The following is a 16,406-nucleotide window of genomic DNA, read 5'->3' as shown; positions in this document are numbered from 1 at the left end:
ATCGCCTCAGAAGGTCTGCCCGTGGATCATCGCCAGGTGCTCGACGATCGGTCCGACGGCAAGCGCCGGGAAGAAGGTCAGGCCGCCGACGATGACGATGACGCCGACCAGCAGCCCGACGAACAGAGGACCGTCTGTCGGGAACGTGCCGGCCGAGGCGGGCACCGTCTTCTTGGCCGCCAGCGCGCCGGCGATGGCAAGCGCGGGGATGATGACCAGGAAGCGGCCCATCAGCATGCCGATGCCGATGGTGATGTTGTACCAGGGCGTGTTGCCGGTGAGGCCGCCAAAGGCCGAACCGTTGTTCGCCGCGGCCGAGGTGTAGGCATAGAGCACTTCGGAGAAGCCGTGCGGGCCGCCATTGGCCATCGAAGCCACGGCGCTGGGCAGGACAACGGCGATCGCCGTGAAGATCAGCATCGCCAGCGGCAGGCACAGTATGGCCAGCATCGCCATCTTGACCTCCTTGGCCTCGATCTTCTTGCCGAGATATTCGGGCGTGCGGCCAACCATCAGGCCGGCAACGAAGACGGCGACCACGATGAACATCAGGATGCCGTAGAAGCCGGCGCCGACGCCGCCGACGATGACTTCGCCGAGTTGCATGTTGATGAGCGGGATCATGCCGCCAAGGGCGGTGAAGCTGTCATGCATGGCGTTGACGGCACCGCATGATGCGGCCGTCGTGACGACAGCGAACAGCGCCGACAGCGCGATGCCGAAGCGGGTTTCCTTGCCTTCCATGTTGCCGCCGTCGATGCCCAGCGCATGGACCAGCGGATTGCCCGCGGCCTCCGCCCAGTAGCAGACGGCGACGCCGACGATGAACAGCACGCCCATGGAGGCGAGGATCGCCCAGCCCTGGCGCTGGTTGCCGACCATGCGGCCGAAGACGTTGGTCAGCGCGGCACCCAGCGCGAAGATGGTCACCACCTGGATCAGATTGGAAATCGCGTCGGGATTTTCGAACGGATGGGCCGCATTGGCATTGAAGAACCCGCCACCATTGGTGCCGAGCATCTTGATGGCAACCTGGGAGGCGACCGGGCCGAGAGCGATCGTCTGCTTGGCGCCTTCCAGCGTGGTGGCGTCGACGTAAGGCCCAAGCGTCTGCGGCATCCCGAGCCAGACATAGACAAGCGTCAGCACGATGCACAGCGGCAGCAGCAGGTAGAGCGTGCAGCGGGTCATGTCGACCCAGAAATTGCCGATCGACTTGCCGGAGGCACGAGCAAATCCGCGGATCAGTGCAACCGCAATCGCGATGCCGGTGGCCGCCGAAACGAAATTCTGAACGGTCAGCCCGGCCATCTGCACGAGATAGGACATGGTGCTTTCGCCGCCATAGTTCTGCCAGTTGGTGTTGGTGACGAAGCTGGCGGCGGTGTTGAAGGCCAGCGCCGGGTCGACCGCGCTCATGCCGGCCGGGTTGTAGGGCAGGCTGCCCTGCAGGCGCTGCAGGAAGTAGAGCACCAGGAAGCCGGCAAGGTTGAAGAGCAGCAGGGCCACCGCATAGCTGGTCCAGTGCTGTTCCTCGCGTTCGCTGGTTCCGCAAATGCGGTAAAGCCCGCGCTCGAGCGGGCCGAAGATCGGTGAAAGCAGCGTGCGATCGCCGTTGAAGACGCGGTGCATGTAGAAGCCAAGCGGCTTCGTCAGCAAAGCGATGATCCCGCAGAAGACCAGGATCTGTATCCAACCGTTGAGTGTCATGGCTGTGGCTTTCCGTGCCTTCAGAAGCGTTCTGGACGAACCAGGGCGTATGTGAGGTAGGCGAGCAGGAACAAGGTCACGCCGCCACCGAGGATGTAATCGAAAAGCATGATCCGACCCTTCAGCTCAAATTCTGTCGCAGGCTTTGACGTAGACTAGGGACAGGGCAAAGAACAAAACCCCTATCCCGATAACAATGATGTCCATTATGCTTCTTCCTTGCTTCCATTTTTTCCACTGCTCGCCTGCTGGAGCAGGTGGACAATTACGTGAAACGGAGCGCCTTCACTTTGAGCGGTGACGGCGTTCGACGTTTTCCAATGCGGAATATGGACCCGATCGCCATAAAGGTTCGAGACGGCCAAGGGCGAAAAGAAATAGGAATTTTATAAAGGTTTTCCGTTTGCAACGGCGGGAACGAATCCTGCGGCCGGAGATTGTCGACCTTGAGGGGATCACCAAAGGAGATGACAATGGCAAAGCAGAAAATGCTCGACGACCTCTTTCACGACACGTTGAAGGACATCTATTTCGCCGAAAAAAAGATACTGGCGACGCTGCCGAAAATGGCGAAGGCCGCGCAGAGCGCCGAATTGAAGGCCGCCTTTGAAAAGCACCGGACCGAGACCGAGGGCCATGTTGCGAGGCTGGAGAAAGTCTTCGGCGTCATCGGCAAGAAGCCGGTCGGCAAGACCTGTGCGGCCATCATGGGCATCACCGAGGAAGGCGCCGAAATCATGGAGGAGTACAAGGGATCGCCCGCGCTCGACGCCGGTCTGCTGGCCGCCGCGCAGGCGGTCGAACACTATGAGATCTCACGCTATGGCACGCTGAGGACGTGGGCCGGTGAACTCGGCCTGAACGAAGCCGTGGCACTCCTTGAAGCAACGCTGAAGGAAGAGAAGACGACTGATGAGGCGTTGACGCAGATTGCGGAGTCGGCGGTCAACGTCGCGGCGGAAGCAGCATAGACCCCCAAGGATCGGAGGCAGCCCCGAGGCGTGGGAGATTACCCGAGGGTGTGAGATTAAAGGTCAGGCCGCGCCGAAAGCGGTGGTTTTCGAGAACCGGGGCGGAGCGTGCTTGAAGCACTTGGGCACCGGGAGCGCTGAAAGCCATCCTTTGCAGGCCGGCCTCACCTGGACATCGACATGCCTTTAGCGCGGTTCCCGCATCATGCTGAGGTAGGTTGGATCGAACTCGGCGATCTCCTGCAGCCGGTGCCAGTCGAGAATGGTCACCGTGTGGTTTGCCCAGCTGACAACGCCGACCTTTCGCAGAGCGCCGATGACCCGGTTCATGTGCACCACCGACAAGCCAAGCACGTCGGCCATCTCTGCTTGCGAGAGCGGCAGGTGGAAGCTCATTCCGTTGGTCCGCTGCACCACTTGCAGCCGAACGAAAAGCTCACAGACGAGATGGGCCAGATGCGAGGTCTTGGAGCGCCGCCCCATGGCGACGATCCATTCGCGGTGGATGGCGCCGTCGACCAGCGTGTCCAGCCATAACAGCCGTGTCAGGTGCGGCGCCTGCTCGGTGATGGTGCGAAGCCGGGCGTGATCGGCGAACATGACATGGCAAGGCGACAACGCGACGATGCCGTGATCCATGGTCTTCAGCAGGAAGGCGTGAAGATCGACGAAGTCGCCGGGCACCTGCAACGAGGTGAACTGCCGGCCGCCATTCTCCAGCACCTTGTAGCGCGCCGCCAGCCCGTCAAGGATTAAAGTCGAGTAGGTCGGCCGCGACCCGGAAGCGACGATGTCCTGGCCGGTGGCGAAATGCCGTTCGAAGGTCATGGCGCCGGCCAGCAGCGCCTTCTCGGCGTCTGACAGTGCGTCATGCTGGCCCAGGTTGAGGTAGAGGGATTCAAGCACCGCAATCTCCGGCGAAAGGGCTTCAGAAGCCGATCGCCACGTGTTCTGTCGGGAGCAAAGGCGGCTCGGGATGCACTAAGCCTTTGGCCGCTGTCAGGCATTAACATTTGTTAGGGCCGCTTGTTCCACGGCAAATGCCGCCGCTGATGGAACAACTGCCCAGTCTGCGAATTGTCGATTGAATATCTCGCCATTTCATCAGCCTGAGGTCCACCCCATCATGCCTCGATATTATCTTGACCTCTACAATGGCGATGGTCTCACGGTGGATGATGACGGCCAGGTCTTCGAAACGCGCGAGCGCATGCGGCGCGAGGCAATCCGCATCCTGCCCGACATCGTCCGCGACGAGATTATCGAAAACGACCACACCGCCATCACGGTCAAGGTACGCGACGAAGGCGGACGCCAGATCTTCCAGGCGTCACTCGTCGTCTCGTCCGGGTGGTGTGACTGACAGCTCTCGGCTTCAGGCATTGATGGCAAAAAGTGTACCGACCATCATTTGTAATCGCGACCCTGGCCGCAACGCTGCACCATGCGGAGCCGGCAGATGATGGAGGCGGCGATTGTTCCGAACCAACGCCCCGTGGGATGGAGGTAGCAGCACATGGTCCGTGCAAAGGTCGACACCCAGCGTGACGAGCGCGCCAAGCGCGAATCGCAGATCGTGATTGACGCCGAGCGCGCGGCTCGCGAGGCAAAGACAGCCAGGTTGAGAGAATTGCGTCTTGCGGCGCAGTCAGCGCCGGGGCCCGATTTGGCGAGGCCCAAGCCGACGCGCCGGGACGAACATTCGAAAGGTTGATGCACGAAGGCGCCGCGCGACCTTAATCGATGAATAACTGTGATCTTTGCGATCTTCGCGTGGCAAAGACGAAAGCCCGGCTCGGGAGGGCCAAGCCGGGCTTTCCATGATGATCCATGCGGAATTGGCCACCATAACGGAGGCGGCCTCGAACTCAGGCGGCGTAGCCGCCATAGCCGCGCGCGACGGCGCGCGCCACGATGACCGGCTCGATCTCCGGCCAGAGGATGCCGGTGGCTTTCGCGAATTCGACGAGCGCATGGCGCGCCTCATCCCTGGTGATACAGCCTTCCAGCGCGAGGCCGCACGCTTCCACCGCATTGCGATGGAGGGGACCGCGGCGCGAGGTTGTCCAATTGGTCAGGAAATCGTGCATTTCGGCCAACGAGGCAATCTCGCGCTTGAAGCCGAGGCCGACGGTCAGTGCGACCGGTGAATGAAACAGCTTGTCGTGCATGAAGCGGGCTCCTGATTGTCGCAGCGCCAGGAGAGTTATCCGGGCTGGTCCACGAATGGGACGCCATGAAACGCGCGGAGGGCCAAGAGGTTCCGGGGGCAGGAATTGCCGGTCGAAAAACGGCGGTTGCCCGCTTGCCGCTTGTCGCCAGCCACCGTTCGCGCCGGTCAGGCGCGATGCCCCCCACCCCAGTATGCGAACCTCCGCCCAACTGGCCTGGCCCGTACACCCGGTTGAGATGTCGCCAGCTATCGGCTATCGACAACCATGAGGGACTTTCAGGCTTGGACAATTTCCGGGTTTTGCCCGATTTGCCAGAAAAACACGGAATTTGTGGCAAAGGGCGCCTGGCTGCGTGACAATTTGGTTTGCACTTCCTGCCCGCAGGGATCAATCCCACGGGAACGAGCACTGGCGCTCGTCCTCAACGAGCAAAGACCCGACTGGCGGGGTTTGCATATCCATGAGTCTTCGCCCGTAAGCAGGGGCATATCGGTGGTCATGAAACGTGACGCACGACACTACATTGCGTCTCAATACTTCCCGGACCAGCCATTTGGCTCGATGCACAAGGGGGTCCGCAACGAGGATCTCGAAAATCTGACTTTTGATGATTGCAGCTTTGATATCACGGTGACGCTCGACGTGATGGAGCACGTATATCATCCGGACAAGGTAGTTTCCGAGGTCTTCAGAACTCTGAGACCCGGCGGAATTTACATCTGTACCTTTCCGGTCCGGAAGTCTCAGACCAGCGCGTGGGAACGGAGGTTCATCCAGCATGGGGATGGAACGAGAGAGCATTTGAAGGAGCCGGAAATCCACGGAAATCCGGTTAGCAACGAAGGTTCGATCGTGACCGTCGACTATGGCTACGATCTGCATCTGGCCATCGCGGAATGGGCGCCATTCGACGTTCGCGTGTATCGTTTCGCCGATCGCACGCACGGCATCCTTGGCGAATACACGGACCTGATCGTCTGCACAAAACCTGCGTCGGCCAAGGCAGACAGGACGGCAATCCAACCAACGCGGCCGGAAACGAGGTTTGATCGCTGGCTTGCTCGCTTTGCCAAACGGGCTCGCTCCCTTGATCGCTGATCAACCGGCCAGGCGTCAGATGGCCCACGCGTATCCCCAACATTGACCGAGGAGCCAACCCCTTTCGGCTGACCTGCGACGATATCACAAGCGTGAAGAATGGTGCTGCTAAGGCCATCTGGCGCGCACTGCGGGTAGCACCTCACATCATCTGTTCAGGTAGCCAATTTTCGACCGCGAACCATATCGCCAGCGCGATCAGCGCAATGATTGCCGCGTATTCCATTAGACGACGAGGAGCAGGCATGAACGACGCTCGGGCTGAATAGGACTGCTTGGAGACATAGGCCTGCATGCCGAAAGGGGAATGGCCGATTCGGCTTGTTGGGTTGCGGTGGTAGTGGCAACCAACTCCTCGGCGGCTCGTTGACATATGCTGGTTGATCCCAGCACTCAGACCCTGGCCCGCTGCCATTACCTATCCGGCAGCGGGCCTTTTTGACGCTTGTTGACTCGGGAAGCCGGGGCAACGATTTTGCTCCGCTGCGGGCAGGGACATAAAAATGGCCTCATACGTCAGGCAAAGACTTGCGGAAATCAGGGCAAACCCCGCTCTGCGGTGGCGCCGGACCAAACGCCTTACGCTCCGCAAGCAGGCGGGCGTCGCGGCACGGTGGGTTGCTGTCCTGGCGCAGGACAAGCGCCTGTTGATAGTTATTCATCTGGTGGATCAGGAAAGAACGGTGACCGACCTGGTCTCCCGGGTGGGCGGCAGTCAGACCACCCTTTCAAAACATCTCAGCGTGCTTGTCGAACACGGGATTGTGGAATGCCGCGCCGAAGGCACCTGGCATTACTATTCCTGCAAGTCGGAGGACGCCAAGGCTGTCATCCGGCTGCTGGATAACCTAGCCCGAAACGACATGCTTCCCGGGACACCCTCAAATCCGGCGGGTTGACAATTTTGGTTGGAGCAAGGCACGTTGCCGGCTTGAGGGATAAACGGGGGATTCCCATGAAGAAAGCTTACGAGAAGCCGATACTGACCAAACGTGAGCGTTTGGCGGCGGTAGCCGCGCAGGCAATTTCACCGACGTCCAAGGGGTTCTAGGAATGAGGAAAATCTACGAAAAGCCCGTGATCACGAAACGTGAGCGCCTTTCGATCGTCACTGCCGCATCGGGCCCTTCGATCACACCGCCGGTTGGCTGACCGCCGAAAGCAAGCCATTGAAGGCCCGCCGGCTCCGGTCGGCGGGCCTTTTGCGTTTTTGGGCTGCTATTGATGCTTGCTGCTGGCGGCTTCATCACGGTTGGCGCGGATTTCCGGCCGAAGGCAATGCCTGGAATTGCCAAGAGCCGCGCTCGCGGTATCGATCATTCACAGCGAAGCTCGAATTCTTGGTGGGACCGAAACACCGTCTACTTCGACGGCCACGGCTCGCGGTTCCTGTGGAATGGCGGAGAGAGCGGGATTCGAACCCGCGTTACGGTCTCCCGTAAACACACTTTCCAGGCGTGCGCCTTCAACCACTCGGCCACCTCTCCGTCCTTGCCTTCGCGCCGGCCGGTTTCGCCGCGCGGGTTGGGGAGATGCTCTCCCTTGGGGCTTCGGTGCGGAATGTCCGCGCCATGGATGCCGCCCAACCAGTGGACATCCTTCCCGGCACCTGAGCCGTCAAAGCAACAGGCGCGGGGCTCATCTAGTCGATCCCGCGCCGAATGCCAAGCCATAACGGCAGTCTATTCGCTTTGCCGGCCACATGGTGTTTCGCAAGGCCGCTGTCGCTCCCGTTTTCGGGACGCCCGCGCCGCGAATGATGTGCACAGGCAAGGCAGTAAGGCTGGCCGTGCTTGACTTCGCCGCCGGCCGCCTGTCGAGTGAAGCAGAGGCTTTGCGGGGGGGGGGGGGCATCGTCCGGACATGACATCAGCCGAGCAACCGGGCAGTGGACAGATGCCGGCCGGGCGCCCGGGCAACGACCTGTCCTACGTCCCCGTGGGCTGGCTCATCTTCGTCATGGCGTGGTCGGTCTATGGCCTGGCGTCGGCCTGGTGGCTGGTCGGAAATTCCGGCCTGCCGGACAAGATCTTCTATTTCCTCCTTGGCGGGCTTGTCGCCAATGTCATCACCATCCTGTGGGGGCTTTATCTGCTCGGCCTCGCCCTTGGCCGTTCGGCGCGATTTCCACGCCATTTCACCATCTGGCAGGCCGCCACCATCGTCTGGCTGCTGGCAAGGCAGGCCTATGTGCTTACCGTGCCGGATTTCGTCTTCTCCGCCAGGGGCCTGAGCATCACCGCCATCGAGATCGGCATCGGCCTGCTTTGCATCTACCTGCTGCGCCGCGGCTCCGGCGCCGAGACCGTTTATGCCAAGCCGCAAACCGAGGCACCGCCGGTCTTCGTTTCGATTGTCGCCGCCTTGCTCGGCATCATCCTCGGCGCCGTGGTCGGCGCCCTGGGCGGCTTCTTCGCCGGTTCTGTGATCGCCGAGGTCGCCGAGGTCAGCTGCTTCGAGGGTGGCTGCGGCTATTTCGCCGCCTTCATCGGCCTGGCCGGGCTGGTGGTTGGCGCGATCGGCGGCGGCATTCTCGCCGTCTGGTTCGTTCACCGGCGCAGGCGCAAGCCCATGGCGTAGGGGGCGGCAGGCCCGAACCTTCAAATTCGCGTATCGCGGTTGCGGGCAAGTCGCGCGCATTCTATTTCTCGTTTCGGGACACGTGCCGGAGATCCCAGGCAAAGCGTCTGGGATCGGCCGGGGGAGAGCTTGATGTTTCGATTCATTTTTCGTCTTGCCGCCATGGTCGCGCTGTCGGTCTCCGTCATCATGGCGGTGCTCGACACGACGCGCACGGTGGCGGCTTCGGCCCTTGTGCTGACCCCGCTCAACGCCAGCTGGCTGGCCGTCTCGCCGGACACGCGGGCGGCGGCCGAAACCTTTGTCCGCGCCAAGGCCGGCCCGCTTCTTTGGGATGGCGCCGTCGCCTGGGTGCTCAACCAGCCGGGCTTTGCCGTGTTCGCGGTGCTGGCCTTCCTGCTTTACGCCATCGGCTACAGGCGCCAGCGGCGCACGGGCCAGTTCGCCGCCAATTGATCGATTTCCCGCATCACTCCCAAGGGAAGGAAGGCCGCGCATGTTCTTTCTGAGCGACATGCTGAACCGGAAACTCAATCTGCCGAAGCCGTCCGAGGCGCTGCCCGGCCGCGCCAAGGCGATCGCGACCGCGCCCAGGCACTTTGTTTCCAAACGGCCGCTCAAGGGCCCCTATCCCGATGGGCTGGAGACGGCGATGTTCGGGCTTGGCTGCTTCTGGGGCGCGGAGCGCCTGTTCTGGCAGACCGACGGCGTCTGGGTCACGGCGGTCGGCTACGCCGGCGGCATCACGCCCAATCCGACCTATCAGGAGACCTGCACCGGTCTGACCGGCCATGCGGAAGTGGTGCTGGTCGTCTTCGACCCGCAAACCGTCTCCTATGCCGACCTTCTGCGGCTGTTCTGGGAAAGCCACGACCCGACCCAAGGCATGCGCCAGGGCAATGATGTCGGCACCGCCTACCGCTCCGCGATCTATACATCGGGCGATGCGCAATTCCAGGCGGCGGGCGCCTCGCGCGAGGCCTACCAGGCCTCGCTGCGGAATGCCGGCCACGGCGGTATCACCACCGAGATCGCGCCGACGCCCGCCTTCTACTTCGCCGAAGCCGACCATCAGCAATATCTGGCGAAAAACCCTCACGGCTACTGCAACCTCAAGGGCACCGGCATCGGCTGCGCCATGCCGGCCGCCACTTCCTGACGGCCAGAGCAATTCCAGGAAGTGCGAGGCGGTTTTTCCCAGGCAAAGCGCATGGCGTTTTGCCTGGGAATTGCGTCAAAACAAAAAGTTAGGGCGGTTCGGCGTATCCGTGAAACGGCGAACCGCTCTATCGCGCAAGGATCGGACCGCGGCACGGCCTGCCCGTGGCACGCTTTTCCAAAAGGTCAAAATTCCGCGTGAATTTTGTTTCGGGCCGTGCCAGATTGCCGCCGAGCGGGAGGAAATACACTCCTGGCTGACGTCGCATGCCTGCCGCGGAACCGGGCGGGCAGGCGGGGCGTAACGGAAAAAATAACCGACAGGGTGTGGATCACATGAAACGTATCGTTCTCGGCCTCCTGGCCGCAACCGCAATGGTTCTTCCGGCTTTCGCCGCCGATGTCCAGCCTGCCATCCTTTATGATCTGGGCGGCAAGTTCGACAAATCCTTCAACGAGGCTGCCTACCATGGCGCCGAGAAGTTCAAGACCGAGACCGGCACGCCCTATGTCGAGTTCGAGGTGTCCAACGCCTCGCAGCGCGAGCAGGCGCTGCGCCGCTTCGCCGAGGACGGCCACAACCCGATCGTCATGGCCGGCTTCGCCTGGGAGGACGCGCTGAAGAAGGTCGCGGCCGAATATCCCGATCTCAACTTCGCCATCATCGACGATGCCGTCGACCTGCCCAATGTCCGTTCGCTGGTATTCAAGGAGAACGAAGGCTCCTACCTCGTCGGCATCATGGCTGCGATGGCATCGAAATCCAAGAAGGTCTCCTTCATCGGCGGCATGGACATCCCGCTGATCCGCAAGTTCGAATGCGGCTATGTCGGCGGCGCCAAGGCGGCCGGCGCGACCGAAGTCATCCAGAACATGACCGGCGACACGCCGGCTGCCTGGAACGATCCGGCCAAGGGCGGCGAAATCGCCAAGACGCAGATCGATCAGGGCTCCGACGTGGTCTACGCCGCGGCCGGCGGCACCGGCGTCGGCGTGCTGCAGGCGGCGGCTGATGCCGGCAAGCTCGGCATCGGCGTCGATTCCAACCAGAACGGCCTGCAGCCCGGCAAGGTGCTGACCTCGATGATGAAGCGCGTCGACGTTGCCGTCTACACCGCCTTCATGGACGGCAAGAACGGCACCTTCAAGGGCGGCCTCGAGAACCTCGGCCTCAAGGAAGGCGGCGTCGATTACGCCATGGACGACAACAACAAGGCGCTGGTGACCGACGAGATGAAGGCCGCCGTCGAAAAGGCCAAGGCCGACATCATCGCCGGCAAGATCCAGGTGCACGACTACACGGCCGACAACGCCTGCCCCTATTGATCGGCAGACACCAATTTGCGAACCGCCGGGCCTTGTCCCGGCGGTTTTGCTTCTGGAAGACCCTGACGGGCGCACCGAGGCAAGAGTGACGCCGATCATGGAACCCATGACCGAGCGCGGGTCGATCGGTGCGGAGAGGCTCTGCCTCTGTAGCCGGAAGCGCGTGAATTCTGCGCCGGGCTCGGTTGGGTAGGGGTCGAGGTGCTCGAGCAGGACGGTCACCCAGTGCTGCTTATGGCGCGAACTCGGCCTATAGTTGGCCCAGCAGATAGCCGAGCGCGAAGACAACGATCAGCGCGATGGCGGTGACGATGCCGCGCTGGTCGCCAAGCGAATGCAAGCCAACGCCGTAAGGCCTGCGCTCCAGCCCGCGGATCATCGCCGAAGGTTTTGCCTCGTCATGACCGCGCATCTGCGGCAGTTCGGCAATGCGTTGCGAGACCAGCCGCCACCGATCGTCGCCGCCCGGCGGCGTGGCGCGGTCGAAGATATGCATGCGTTCGGCAAGCCGCACCACCGCGTCGCGGAAGGCAGGATCGATCTCCAGATCGCGCTCTGCCCGTTCACGCTCGGCATCGTTCATCAGGCCGAGCACATAGTCGCCGGCCCGTGCGATGCGATCGCTTTCACTGGCCATGGCTCCCGCCCCTCCCCTACCAATGCGGCGGCTTGGTCACGGGCACGTCGGGCGCCGCCTGTTCCTCCAACGCCAGGAAACGCTCGGTCAGGGCATCGAGCTTGCGCTGCATGCGCTCGATCACCGTCCACTGCTCGGCGATCTGGCCCGACAATTCCTCGATGGTCTTCTCCTGCTCGGCGGCGCGGATTTCCAGCGTCGTCAGCCGGTCGGCGGGCATGGTCATGCAAAGTCCCCAGTTCTGTACCGCGATGCCTTGCGCCACAAGTGTCAAATCGGCTTCGCCATATTAGCGAATGTGAGAGCGTCGGCCACGTTCGAAATTGACAAGCGCGCGGGGATTTGTCGAGAGTGGGCTCCGCTCGGGCCAATTGGCATGAGCGGAGCGTCATGCTAGGCATTTTGACCAAGCGATAAAAAAATAAGAGTGGGACAAGGCTGCATGGTGCAAGCGGCAATCGAACTGATTGGCATCAACAAGAGTTTTGGCGCGGTTCGCGCCAACCGCGACATCAATCTGGAGATCGCGCGCGGCACCATCCACGGCATTGTCGGAGAGAACGGCGCCGGCAAGTCGACGCTGATGTCGATCCTCTATGGCTTCTATCAGGCCGACAGCGGCGAGATCCATGTCGGCGGCAAGCCGGCTTCGATCAAGACGCCCAATGACGCCATCGCGCTCGGCATCGGCATGGTGCACCAGCATTTCATGCTGGTCGACAACTTCTCGGTGCTGGAAAACATCATCCTCGGCGCGGAGAACGATGCGCTTCTGAAGAGCAGCATCGCCAAGGCGCGTTCGGAACTGGAGCGGCTGGAGCGCGAATACGGGCTGGAGGTCGATCCAGACGCCATCATCGAGGAACTGCCGGTCGGCCTGCAGCAACGCGTCGAGATCCTCAAGGCACTCTATCGCGGCGCCGAGATCCTGATCCTCGACGAGCCGACGGGCGTGTTGACGCCGGCCGAGGCCGACCACCTGTTCCGCATCCTCAGGCAGTTGAAGGAACAGGGCAAGACGGTGGTGCTGATCACCCACAAGCTGCGCGAGATCATGGCCATCACCGACACCGTGTCGGTGATGCGCCAGGGCACGATGGTGGCGACCAGGGAGACGAAGAAGACCACTGTCGAGGAACTGGCCGAACTGATGGTCGGGCGGCGCGTGCTCTTGAGGGTCGAGAAGGGCGAGGCGCAAGCCGGCGCCGTCAAGCTCGCGGTCGACAAGCTGACGGTCAAGGATACGCGCGGCGTCACCATGGTCGACGACATCTCCTTCGACGTGCGCGCCGGCGAGATCGTCGGCATTGCCGGTGTCGCCGGCAATGGTCAATCCGAACTGCTGGAGGCGATTTCCGGCATCAGGCGCGCCGTTTCCGGCTCGGTCATGCTCGACGGCAAGCCGATCGACCTGACCGGCGCGGCCGATCCGGGCGAACTGCGCGACCGGGGGCTGGCCCACGTGCCGGAGGATCGCCACCATGTCGGCCTGGTGCTGGCCTTCGAGGAGCACGAGAATTCGATCCTCGGCTATCACGACGACCCCCGCTATCTCAAAGGACCGTTCCTCAACGTCGATGCCATCATGGCCGATGCCAGGGACAAGATCGAGAAATACGATATCCGTCCGGGCAATCCGCGCCTCAAGACCGCCAATTTCTCCGGCGGCAACCAGCAGAAGATAGTGCTGGCGCGGGAGATGGAACAGGATCCCGGCGTGCTGATCGTCGGCCAGCCGACGCGCGGCGTCGATGTCGGCGCCATCGAATTCATCCACAAGCGCCTGATCGCCATGCGCGACCAGGGCAAGGCGGTGCTGGTTGTGTCGGTCGAGCTCGACGAGATCCGCTCGCTCTCCGACCGCATCCTGGTGATGTTTGCCGGCCGCATCGTCGGCGAGCGCGGTCCGGAGGCGACCGAGGGTGAGCTTGGCCTGCTGATGGCAGGTGTCGAGCAGGAGGCCGCCGCATGAGCACGCCTTACGCCAAACTGCCGGCCTGGGCCGACTATGGCCTGATCCCGGTGATCAATCTCTTCGTTGCCTTCGTCGTTGCCGGCTTCGTCGTGGTTCTGGTCGGCGAAAACCCGTTTCGCGCCGCGGTCATCCTGGTCGAGGGCGCTTTCGGCAAGGGGACAGGCATTGCCTTCACCCTGTTCTACGCCACCACCTTCATCTTCACCGGGCTTTCGGTGGCGGTGGCGGCGCATTGCGGCCTGTTCAACATCGGCACCGAGGGACAGGCCTACATTGCCGGTCTCGGCATCGCCATCGTCTGCCTGTCCTTCGACAGCGTGCTGCCCTGGTGGCTGACCTTCCCGCTGGCCATCGTCGCATCGGCGCTCGTGGGCGCCCTGTGGGCGCTGATTCCCGCCTATCTGCAGGCCAGGCGCGGTTCGCACATCGTCATCACCACCATCATGTTCAACTTCATCGCCGCCTCGATCATGGTCTACCTGCTGGTCGGGCCGTTGAAGCCGGCCGGATCGCAAGCTCCGCAAACCCGCAACTTCCTCGCCGGCGCCGAACTGCCGAAGCTCAACTGGATCATCGAACTGTTCGGCGCCAAGATCCGCTCGGCGCCGCTCAACGTCACCTTCCTGCTGGCGCTGGTCATGGCCTTCCTGGTCTGGCTGCTGATCTGGCGCACCAGGCTCGGCTACGAGATGCGCACCTATGGCCACAGCCCCAAGGCGGCGCGCTATGCCGGCATCTCGGAAACCCGCATCATCATCACCGCGATGATGATCTCGGGCGCGCTGGCCGGCATGATGGCGCTCAATCCGGTGATGGGCGACCAGCACAATGTCGCCATCGACTTCGTCTCCGGCGCCGGCTTCGTCGGCATTGCCGTGGCGCTGATGGGGCGCCTGCACCCGGTCGGCATCGTGTTGGCGGCGATCCTGTTCGGCATGCTCTATCAGGGCGGCGCCGAACTCGCCTTCGAGATGCCGGCGATCAGCCGCGACATGATCGTCATTATCCAGGGGCTGGTGATCCTGTTCGCCGGCGCGCTCGAACACATGTTCAGGCCCTACATCCAGGCGCTGTTCGCCTCGTTCAGTCCGCGGTCGGTCGGCATGGAAGCGGTCAAGGGAAAGGGCGCCTGAGATGGATCTTCTCAACGCTGTCGTCCAGGTCCTCGACTCCACCATCCGCCTTTCGGTGCCGCTGCTGCTCGCCTGCCTTGCCGGCCTCTTCTCCGAGCGGTCCGGCATCTTCGACATCGGTCTGGAAGGCAAGATGCTGGTCGGCGCCTTCGCCGGGGCCGCCGCGGCCTCGGTCTTCCATTCGGCCTTTCTCGGCCTTGGCATGGCCATCCTGATCTCGGTCGCCTTCGCCATGGTGCACGGCTTCGCCTCCATCACCCATCGCGGCAACCAGATCGTGTCCGGCGTGGCCATCAACTTCATCGCCGCCGGATCGACCATCATCCTGGGCCAGGCCTGGTTCCAGCAGGGCGGGCGCACCCCGGCCCTGCAGCCGGGCGAACGGTTTGAATCGATAACGGCTGATGTGATCTCGAACTTCCTGTCCACCTACAGCTTCAGCACCGCAAGCCTCGCCGATGTCCTGGCTTCGATCCGTGGGCTCATCCTTTACCTGCCGGCGCTGCTGTTCGATGCGCTCGCCAGGATCCCCGGCTTCGGCCCGGTGTTCGCCGAGCTTGTGCTTGGTCATTCCATCCTCGTCTATTTCGCCTTCGCGATGGTGCCGTTCACCTGGTGGGTGCTGTTTCGCACCCGCTTCGGCCTCAGGCTGCGCGCCGTCGGCGAAAACCCGGCCGCAGTCGACACCGCCGGCATCTCGGTCGCCTGGCTGCGCTATCGCGCGCTGATATGCACCGGCGTCCTGACCGGCGTCGCCGGCGCCTATCTGTCGATGGTGCAGAATGGCGGCTTCGTGAAGGACATGACCGCCGGCAAGGGCTACATCGCGCTCGCCGCGCTGATCTTCGCCAAATGGAAGCCGGTCAACGCCATGTTCGCATGCCTGCTGTTCGGCTTCCTCGATGCAGCGGCAATCCGCCTGCAGGGCTCGCCGCTGCCGATCATCGGCAAGGTGCCGGTGCAGTTCATGCAGGCGCTGCCCTATATCCTCACCGTCATCCTGCTCGCCGGCTTCATCGGCAAGGCAATCCCGCCACGCGCCGGCGGCGTGCCCTATGTCAAGGAGCGCTAATGCATGTCGCCCAAGAGTGACCTCGGTTTTGGGAGAACGACATTGCATAAGACAAAGAGTTGAATCGCGTCGCCTGGATCCGTTTCGACGCGACGCGCTTTAAGGAGCGACGGCTCGGCGCAAGGACGCGCCGGGTTTTGGACACGATCATCGGAGAGAACAACTGAAATGTCGCATGATCTGTTCGAAGCGGCCAGGACCGCCATGGCCAAGGCCTATGCGCCCTACTCGAAATTTCCGGTGGGTGCCGCCTTGCGCACCGAGGACGGACGCGTCTTCACCGGCGCCAACATCGAGGTTGCCTCCTATCCGGAGGGCTGGTGCGCCGAGACGACGGCGCTAGGCCACTACATCATGGCTGGCGGCGGCAAGATCGTCGAAATCGCCGTCCTTGCCGAGCGCATGGCCAAATGCTCGCCTTGCGGCGGCTGCCGCCAGCGGCTGGCCGAGTTCTGCCGGCCGGACACAAGACTCTACCTCTGCGACAACACCGGCGTCGTCGAGACCGTGACCATGGGCGACATGCTGCCCTATGGTTTTCGCGGCGACATCTTGAAATGACGGGCTCGCTG

The 16,406-nt window shown here is 62.5% G+C and carries 19 protein-coding genes and 1 tRNA gene; 12 read left to right on the top strand and 8 right to left on the bottom strand.

Features of this window, described 5'->3' with window-relative positions:
• Positions 1-6: 6 nt before the first annotated feature.
• Together kdpA and kdpF are read right to left on the bottom strand one after the other, a co-directional pair.
• Entirely contained in the window at positions 7-1,710 is a 1,704-nt protein-coding gene (gene kdpA, locus EB815_RS09840) for a potassium-transporting ATPase subunit KdpA (protein WP_056577691.1), read from the bottom strand.
• Between the two features lie 20 nt (positions 1,711-1,730).
• Positions 1,731-1,820: a K(+)-transporting ATPase subunit F gene (gene kdpF, locus EB815_RS09835; RefSeq protein WP_019861144.1), complete on the bottom strand. Its 90-nt coding sequence runs from the start codon at positions 1,818-1,820 to the stop codon at positions 1,731-1,733.
• Positions 1,821-2,183: 363 nt separating this feature from the next.
• On the opposite strand from kdpF, the gene EB815_RS09830 reads away from it, so the two are divergent.
• Entirely contained in the window at positions 2,184-2,681 is a 498-nt protein-coding gene (locus EB815_RS09830; protein WP_056577945.1) for a ferritin-like domain-containing protein, read from the top strand.
• A gap of 186 nt (positions 2,682-2,867) precedes the next feature.
• Here EB815_RS09830 and EB815_RS09825 read toward each other — a convergent pair whose 3' ends face one another.
• Entirely contained in the window at positions 2,868-3,587 is a 720-nt protein-coding gene (locus EB815_RS09825) for a Crp/Fnr family transcriptional regulator (protein ID WP_056577693.1), read from the bottom strand.
• A gap of 220 nt (positions 3,588-3,807) precedes the next feature.
• On the opposite strand from EB815_RS09825, the gene EB815_RS09820 reads away from it, so the two are divergent.
• A complete protein-coding gene (locus tag EB815_RS09820; protein WP_056577695.1) occupies positions 3,808-4,044 on the top strand; it encodes a DUF6894 family protein in 237 nt (78 codons plus the stop codon).
• Between the two features lie 505 nt (positions 4,045-4,549).
• On the opposite strand, the gene EB815_RS09815 is transcribed toward EB815_RS09820, so the two are convergent.
• Positions 4,550-4,852, bottom strand: coding sequence for a DUF982 domain-containing protein (locus EB815_RS09815; protein WP_056577699.1), 303 nt, complete (start codon positions 4,850-4,852; stop codon positions 4,550-4,552).
• Between the two features lie 501 nt (positions 4,853-5,353).
• Here EB815_RS09815 and EB815_RS09810 point away from each other — a divergent pair.
• Positions 5,354-5,953, top strand: coding sequence for a class I SAM-dependent methyltransferase (locus EB815_RS09810; protein WP_196772403.1), 600 nt, complete (start codon positions 5,354-5,356; stop codon positions 5,951-5,953).
• 142 nt (positions 5,954-6,095) lie between these two features.
• On the opposite strand, the gene EB815_RS09805 is transcribed toward EB815_RS09810, so the two are convergent.
• Positions 6,096-6,368 (bottom strand): hypothetical protein, encoded by a 273-nt coding sequence (locus EB815_RS09805; RefSeq protein WP_155772548.1) that lies wholly within the window; start codon positions 6,366-6,368, stop codon positions 6,096-6,098.
• Between the two features lie 88 nt (positions 6,369-6,456).
• Here EB815_RS09805 and EB815_RS09800 point away from each other — a divergent pair, with 88 nt between their 5' ends.
• Positions 6,457-6,852, top strand: coding sequence for an ArsR/SmtB family transcription factor (locus EB815_RS09800; protein ID WP_056577700.1), 396 nt, complete (start codon positions 6,457-6,459; stop codon positions 6,850-6,852).
• Between the two features lie 498 nt (positions 6,853-7,350).
• Here the strand turns inward: EB815_RS09800 and EB815_RS09795 are convergent.
• Positions 7,351-7,440, bottom strand: a tRNA-Ser gene (locus EB815_RS09795).
• Between the two features lie 409 nt (positions 7,441-7,849).
• On the opposite strand from EB815_RS09795, the gene EB815_RS09790 reads away from it, so the two are divergent.
• From EB815_RS09790 to EB815_RS09775, 4 genes are all read left to right on the top strand, one after another.
• Entirely contained in the window at positions 7,850-8,533 is a 684-nt protein-coding gene (locus tag EB815_RS09790; RefSeq protein WP_244494147.1) for a hypothetical protein, read from the top strand.
• A 132-nt stretch (positions 8,534-8,665) separates the two neighbouring features.
• Positions 8,666-8,989: a hypothetical protein gene (locus tag EB815_RS09785; RefSeq protein WP_056577703.1), complete on the top strand. Its 324-nt coding sequence runs from the start codon at positions 8,666-8,668 to the stop codon at positions 8,987-8,989.
• 40 nt (positions 8,990-9,029) lie between these two features.
• Positions 9,030-9,692, top strand: a complete 663-nt coding sequence (gene msrA, locus EB815_RS09780; protein WP_056577705.1) for a peptide-methionine (S)-S-oxide reductase MsrA — start codon at positions 9,030-9,032, stop codon at positions 9,690-9,692.
• Positions 9,693-10,027: 335 nt separating this feature from the next.
• Positions 10,028-11,017 carry a BMP family lipoprotein gene (locus tag EB815_RS09775; RefSeq protein WP_056577707.1) on the top strand — a complete coding sequence of 330 codons (990 nt, stop codon included), beginning with the start codon at positions 10,028-10,030 and terminating at the stop codon, positions 11,015-11,017.
• A gap of 250 nt (positions 11,018-11,267) precedes the next feature.
• Here the strand turns inward: EB815_RS09775 and EB815_RS09770 are convergent, their stop codons facing one another.
• Positions 11,268-11,654, bottom strand: a complete 387-nt coding sequence (locus EB815_RS09770; protein WP_056577709.1) for a hypothetical protein — start codon at positions 11,652-11,654, stop codon at positions 11,268-11,270.
• 16 nt (positions 11,655-11,670) lie between these two features.
• Entirely contained in the window at positions 11,671-11,880 is a 210-nt protein-coding gene (locus EB815_RS09765; protein ID WP_056577711.1) for a SlyX family protein, read from the bottom strand.
• A gap of 216 nt (positions 11,881-12,096) precedes the next feature.
• On the opposite strand from EB815_RS09765, the gene EB815_RS09760 reads away from it, so the two are divergent.
• The 4 genes from EB815_RS09760 to cdd all read left to right on the top strand — a co-directional run bounded on the left by EB815_RS09760 (position 12,097) and on the right by cdd (position 16,395).
• Positions 12,097-13,626, top strand: coding sequence for an ABC transporter ATP-binding protein (locus EB815_RS09760; RefSeq protein ID WP_056577713.1), 1,530 nt, complete (start codon positions 12,097-12,099; stop codon positions 13,624-13,626).
• Positions 13,623-14,762: an ABC transporter permease gene (locus EB815_RS09755; protein WP_056577715.1), complete on the top strand. Its 1,140-nt coding sequence runs from the start codon at positions 13,623-13,625 to the stop codon at positions 14,760-14,762. The genes EB815_RS09760 and EB815_RS09755 overlap by 4 nt, the downstream gene beginning before the upstream one ends.
• Before the next feature lies 1 nt (position 14,763).
• Positions 14,764-15,834: an ABC transporter permease gene (locus EB815_RS09750; protein WP_056577717.1), complete on the top strand. Its 1,071-nt coding sequence runs from the start codon at positions 14,764-14,766 to the stop codon at positions 15,832-15,834.
• A gap of 168 nt (positions 15,835-16,002) precedes the next feature.
• Positions 16,003-16,395: a cytidine deaminase gene (gene cdd / locus EB815_RS09745; RefSeq protein WP_056577719.1), complete on the top strand. Its 393-nt coding sequence runs from the start codon at positions 16,003-16,005 to the stop codon at positions 16,393-16,395.
• The last annotated feature ends 11 nt before the right edge of the window (positions 16,396-16,406 follow it).

Source organism: Mesorhizobium loti, assembly GCF_013170705.1.
Taxonomy (GTDB): Bacteria; Pseudomonadota; Alphaproteobacteria; order Rhizobiales; family Rhizobiaceae; genus Mesorhizobium; species Mesorhizobium loti_D.
Note: the sequence above shows the minus strand (reverse complement) of the source record. Positions and strands in the feature narration are given on the sequence as shown.

Excerpts from the sequence above, each read along its gene's own strand:
- EB815_RS09750 (WP_056577717.1), top strand. The coding sequence starts at position 14,764 with ATGGATCTTCTCAACGCTGTCGTCCAGGTCCTCGACTCCACCATCCGC.
- cdd (WP_056577719.1), top strand. The coding sequence starts at position 16,003 with ATGTCGCATGATCTGTTCGAAGCGGCCAGGACCGCCATGGCCAAGGCC.
- EB815_RS09755 (WP_056577715.1), top strand. The coding sequence starts at position 13,623 with ATGAGCACGCCTTACGCCAAACTGCCGGCCTGGGCCGACTATGGCCTG.
- EB815_RS09830 (WP_056577945.1), top strand. The coding sequence starts at position 2,184 with ATGGCAAAGCAGAAAATGCTCGACGACCTCTTTCACGACACGTTGAAG.
- kdpF (WP_019861144.1), bottom strand. The coding sequence starts at position 1,820 with ATGCTTTTCGATTACATCCTCGGTGGCGGCGTGACCTTGTTCCTGCTC.
- EB815_RS09805 (WP_155772548.1), bottom strand. The coding sequence starts at position 6,368 with ATGGCAGCGGGCCAGGGTCTGAGTGCTGGGATCAACCAGCATATGTCA.
- msrA (WP_056577705.1), top strand. The coding sequence starts at position 9,030 with ATGTTCTTTCTGAGCGACATGCTGAACCGGAAACTCAATCTGCCGAAG.
- EB815_RS09765 (WP_056577711.1), bottom strand. The coding sequence starts at position 11,880 with ATGACCATGCCCGCCGACCGGCTGACGACGCTGGAAATCCGCGCCGCC.
- EB815_RS09815 (WP_056577699.1), bottom strand. The coding sequence starts at position 4,852 with ATGCACGACAAGCTGTTTCATTCACCGGTCGCACTGACCGTCGGCCTC.
- kdpA (WP_056577691.1), bottom strand. The coding sequence starts at position 1,710 with ATGACACTCAACGGTTGGATACAGATCCTGGTCTTCTGCGGGATCATC.
- EB815_RS09790 (WP_244494147.1), top strand. The coding sequence starts at position 7,850 with ATGCCGGCCGGGCGCCCGGGCAACGACCTGTCCTACGTCCCCGTGGGC.
- EB815_RS09770 (WP_056577709.1), bottom strand. The coding sequence starts at position 11,654 with ATGGCCAGTGAAAGCGATCGCATCGCACGGGCCGGCGACTATGTGCTC.
- EB815_RS09810 (WP_196772403.1), top strand. The coding sequence starts at position 5,354 with ATGAAACGTGACGCACGACACTACATTGCGTCTCAATACTTCCCGGAC.
- EB815_RS09775 (WP_056577707.1), top strand. The coding sequence starts at position 10,028 with ATGAAACGTATCGTTCTCGGCCTCCTGGCCGCAACCGCAATGGTTCTT.
- EB815_RS09800 (WP_056577700.1), top strand. The coding sequence starts at position 6,457 with ATGGCCTCATACGTCAGGCAAAGACTTGCGGAAATCAGGGCAAACCCC.
- EB815_RS09820 (WP_056577695.1), top strand. The coding sequence starts at position 3,808 with ATGCCTCGATATTATCTTGACCTCTACAATGGCGATGGTCTCACGGTG.
- EB815_RS09785 (WP_056577703.1), top strand. The coding sequence starts at position 8,666 with ATGTTTCGATTCATTTTTCGTCTTGCCGCCATGGTCGCGCTGTCGGTC.
- EB815_RS09760 (WP_056577713.1), top strand. The coding sequence starts at position 12,097 with ATGGTGCAAGCGGCAATCGAACTGATTGGCATCAACAAGAGTTTTGGC.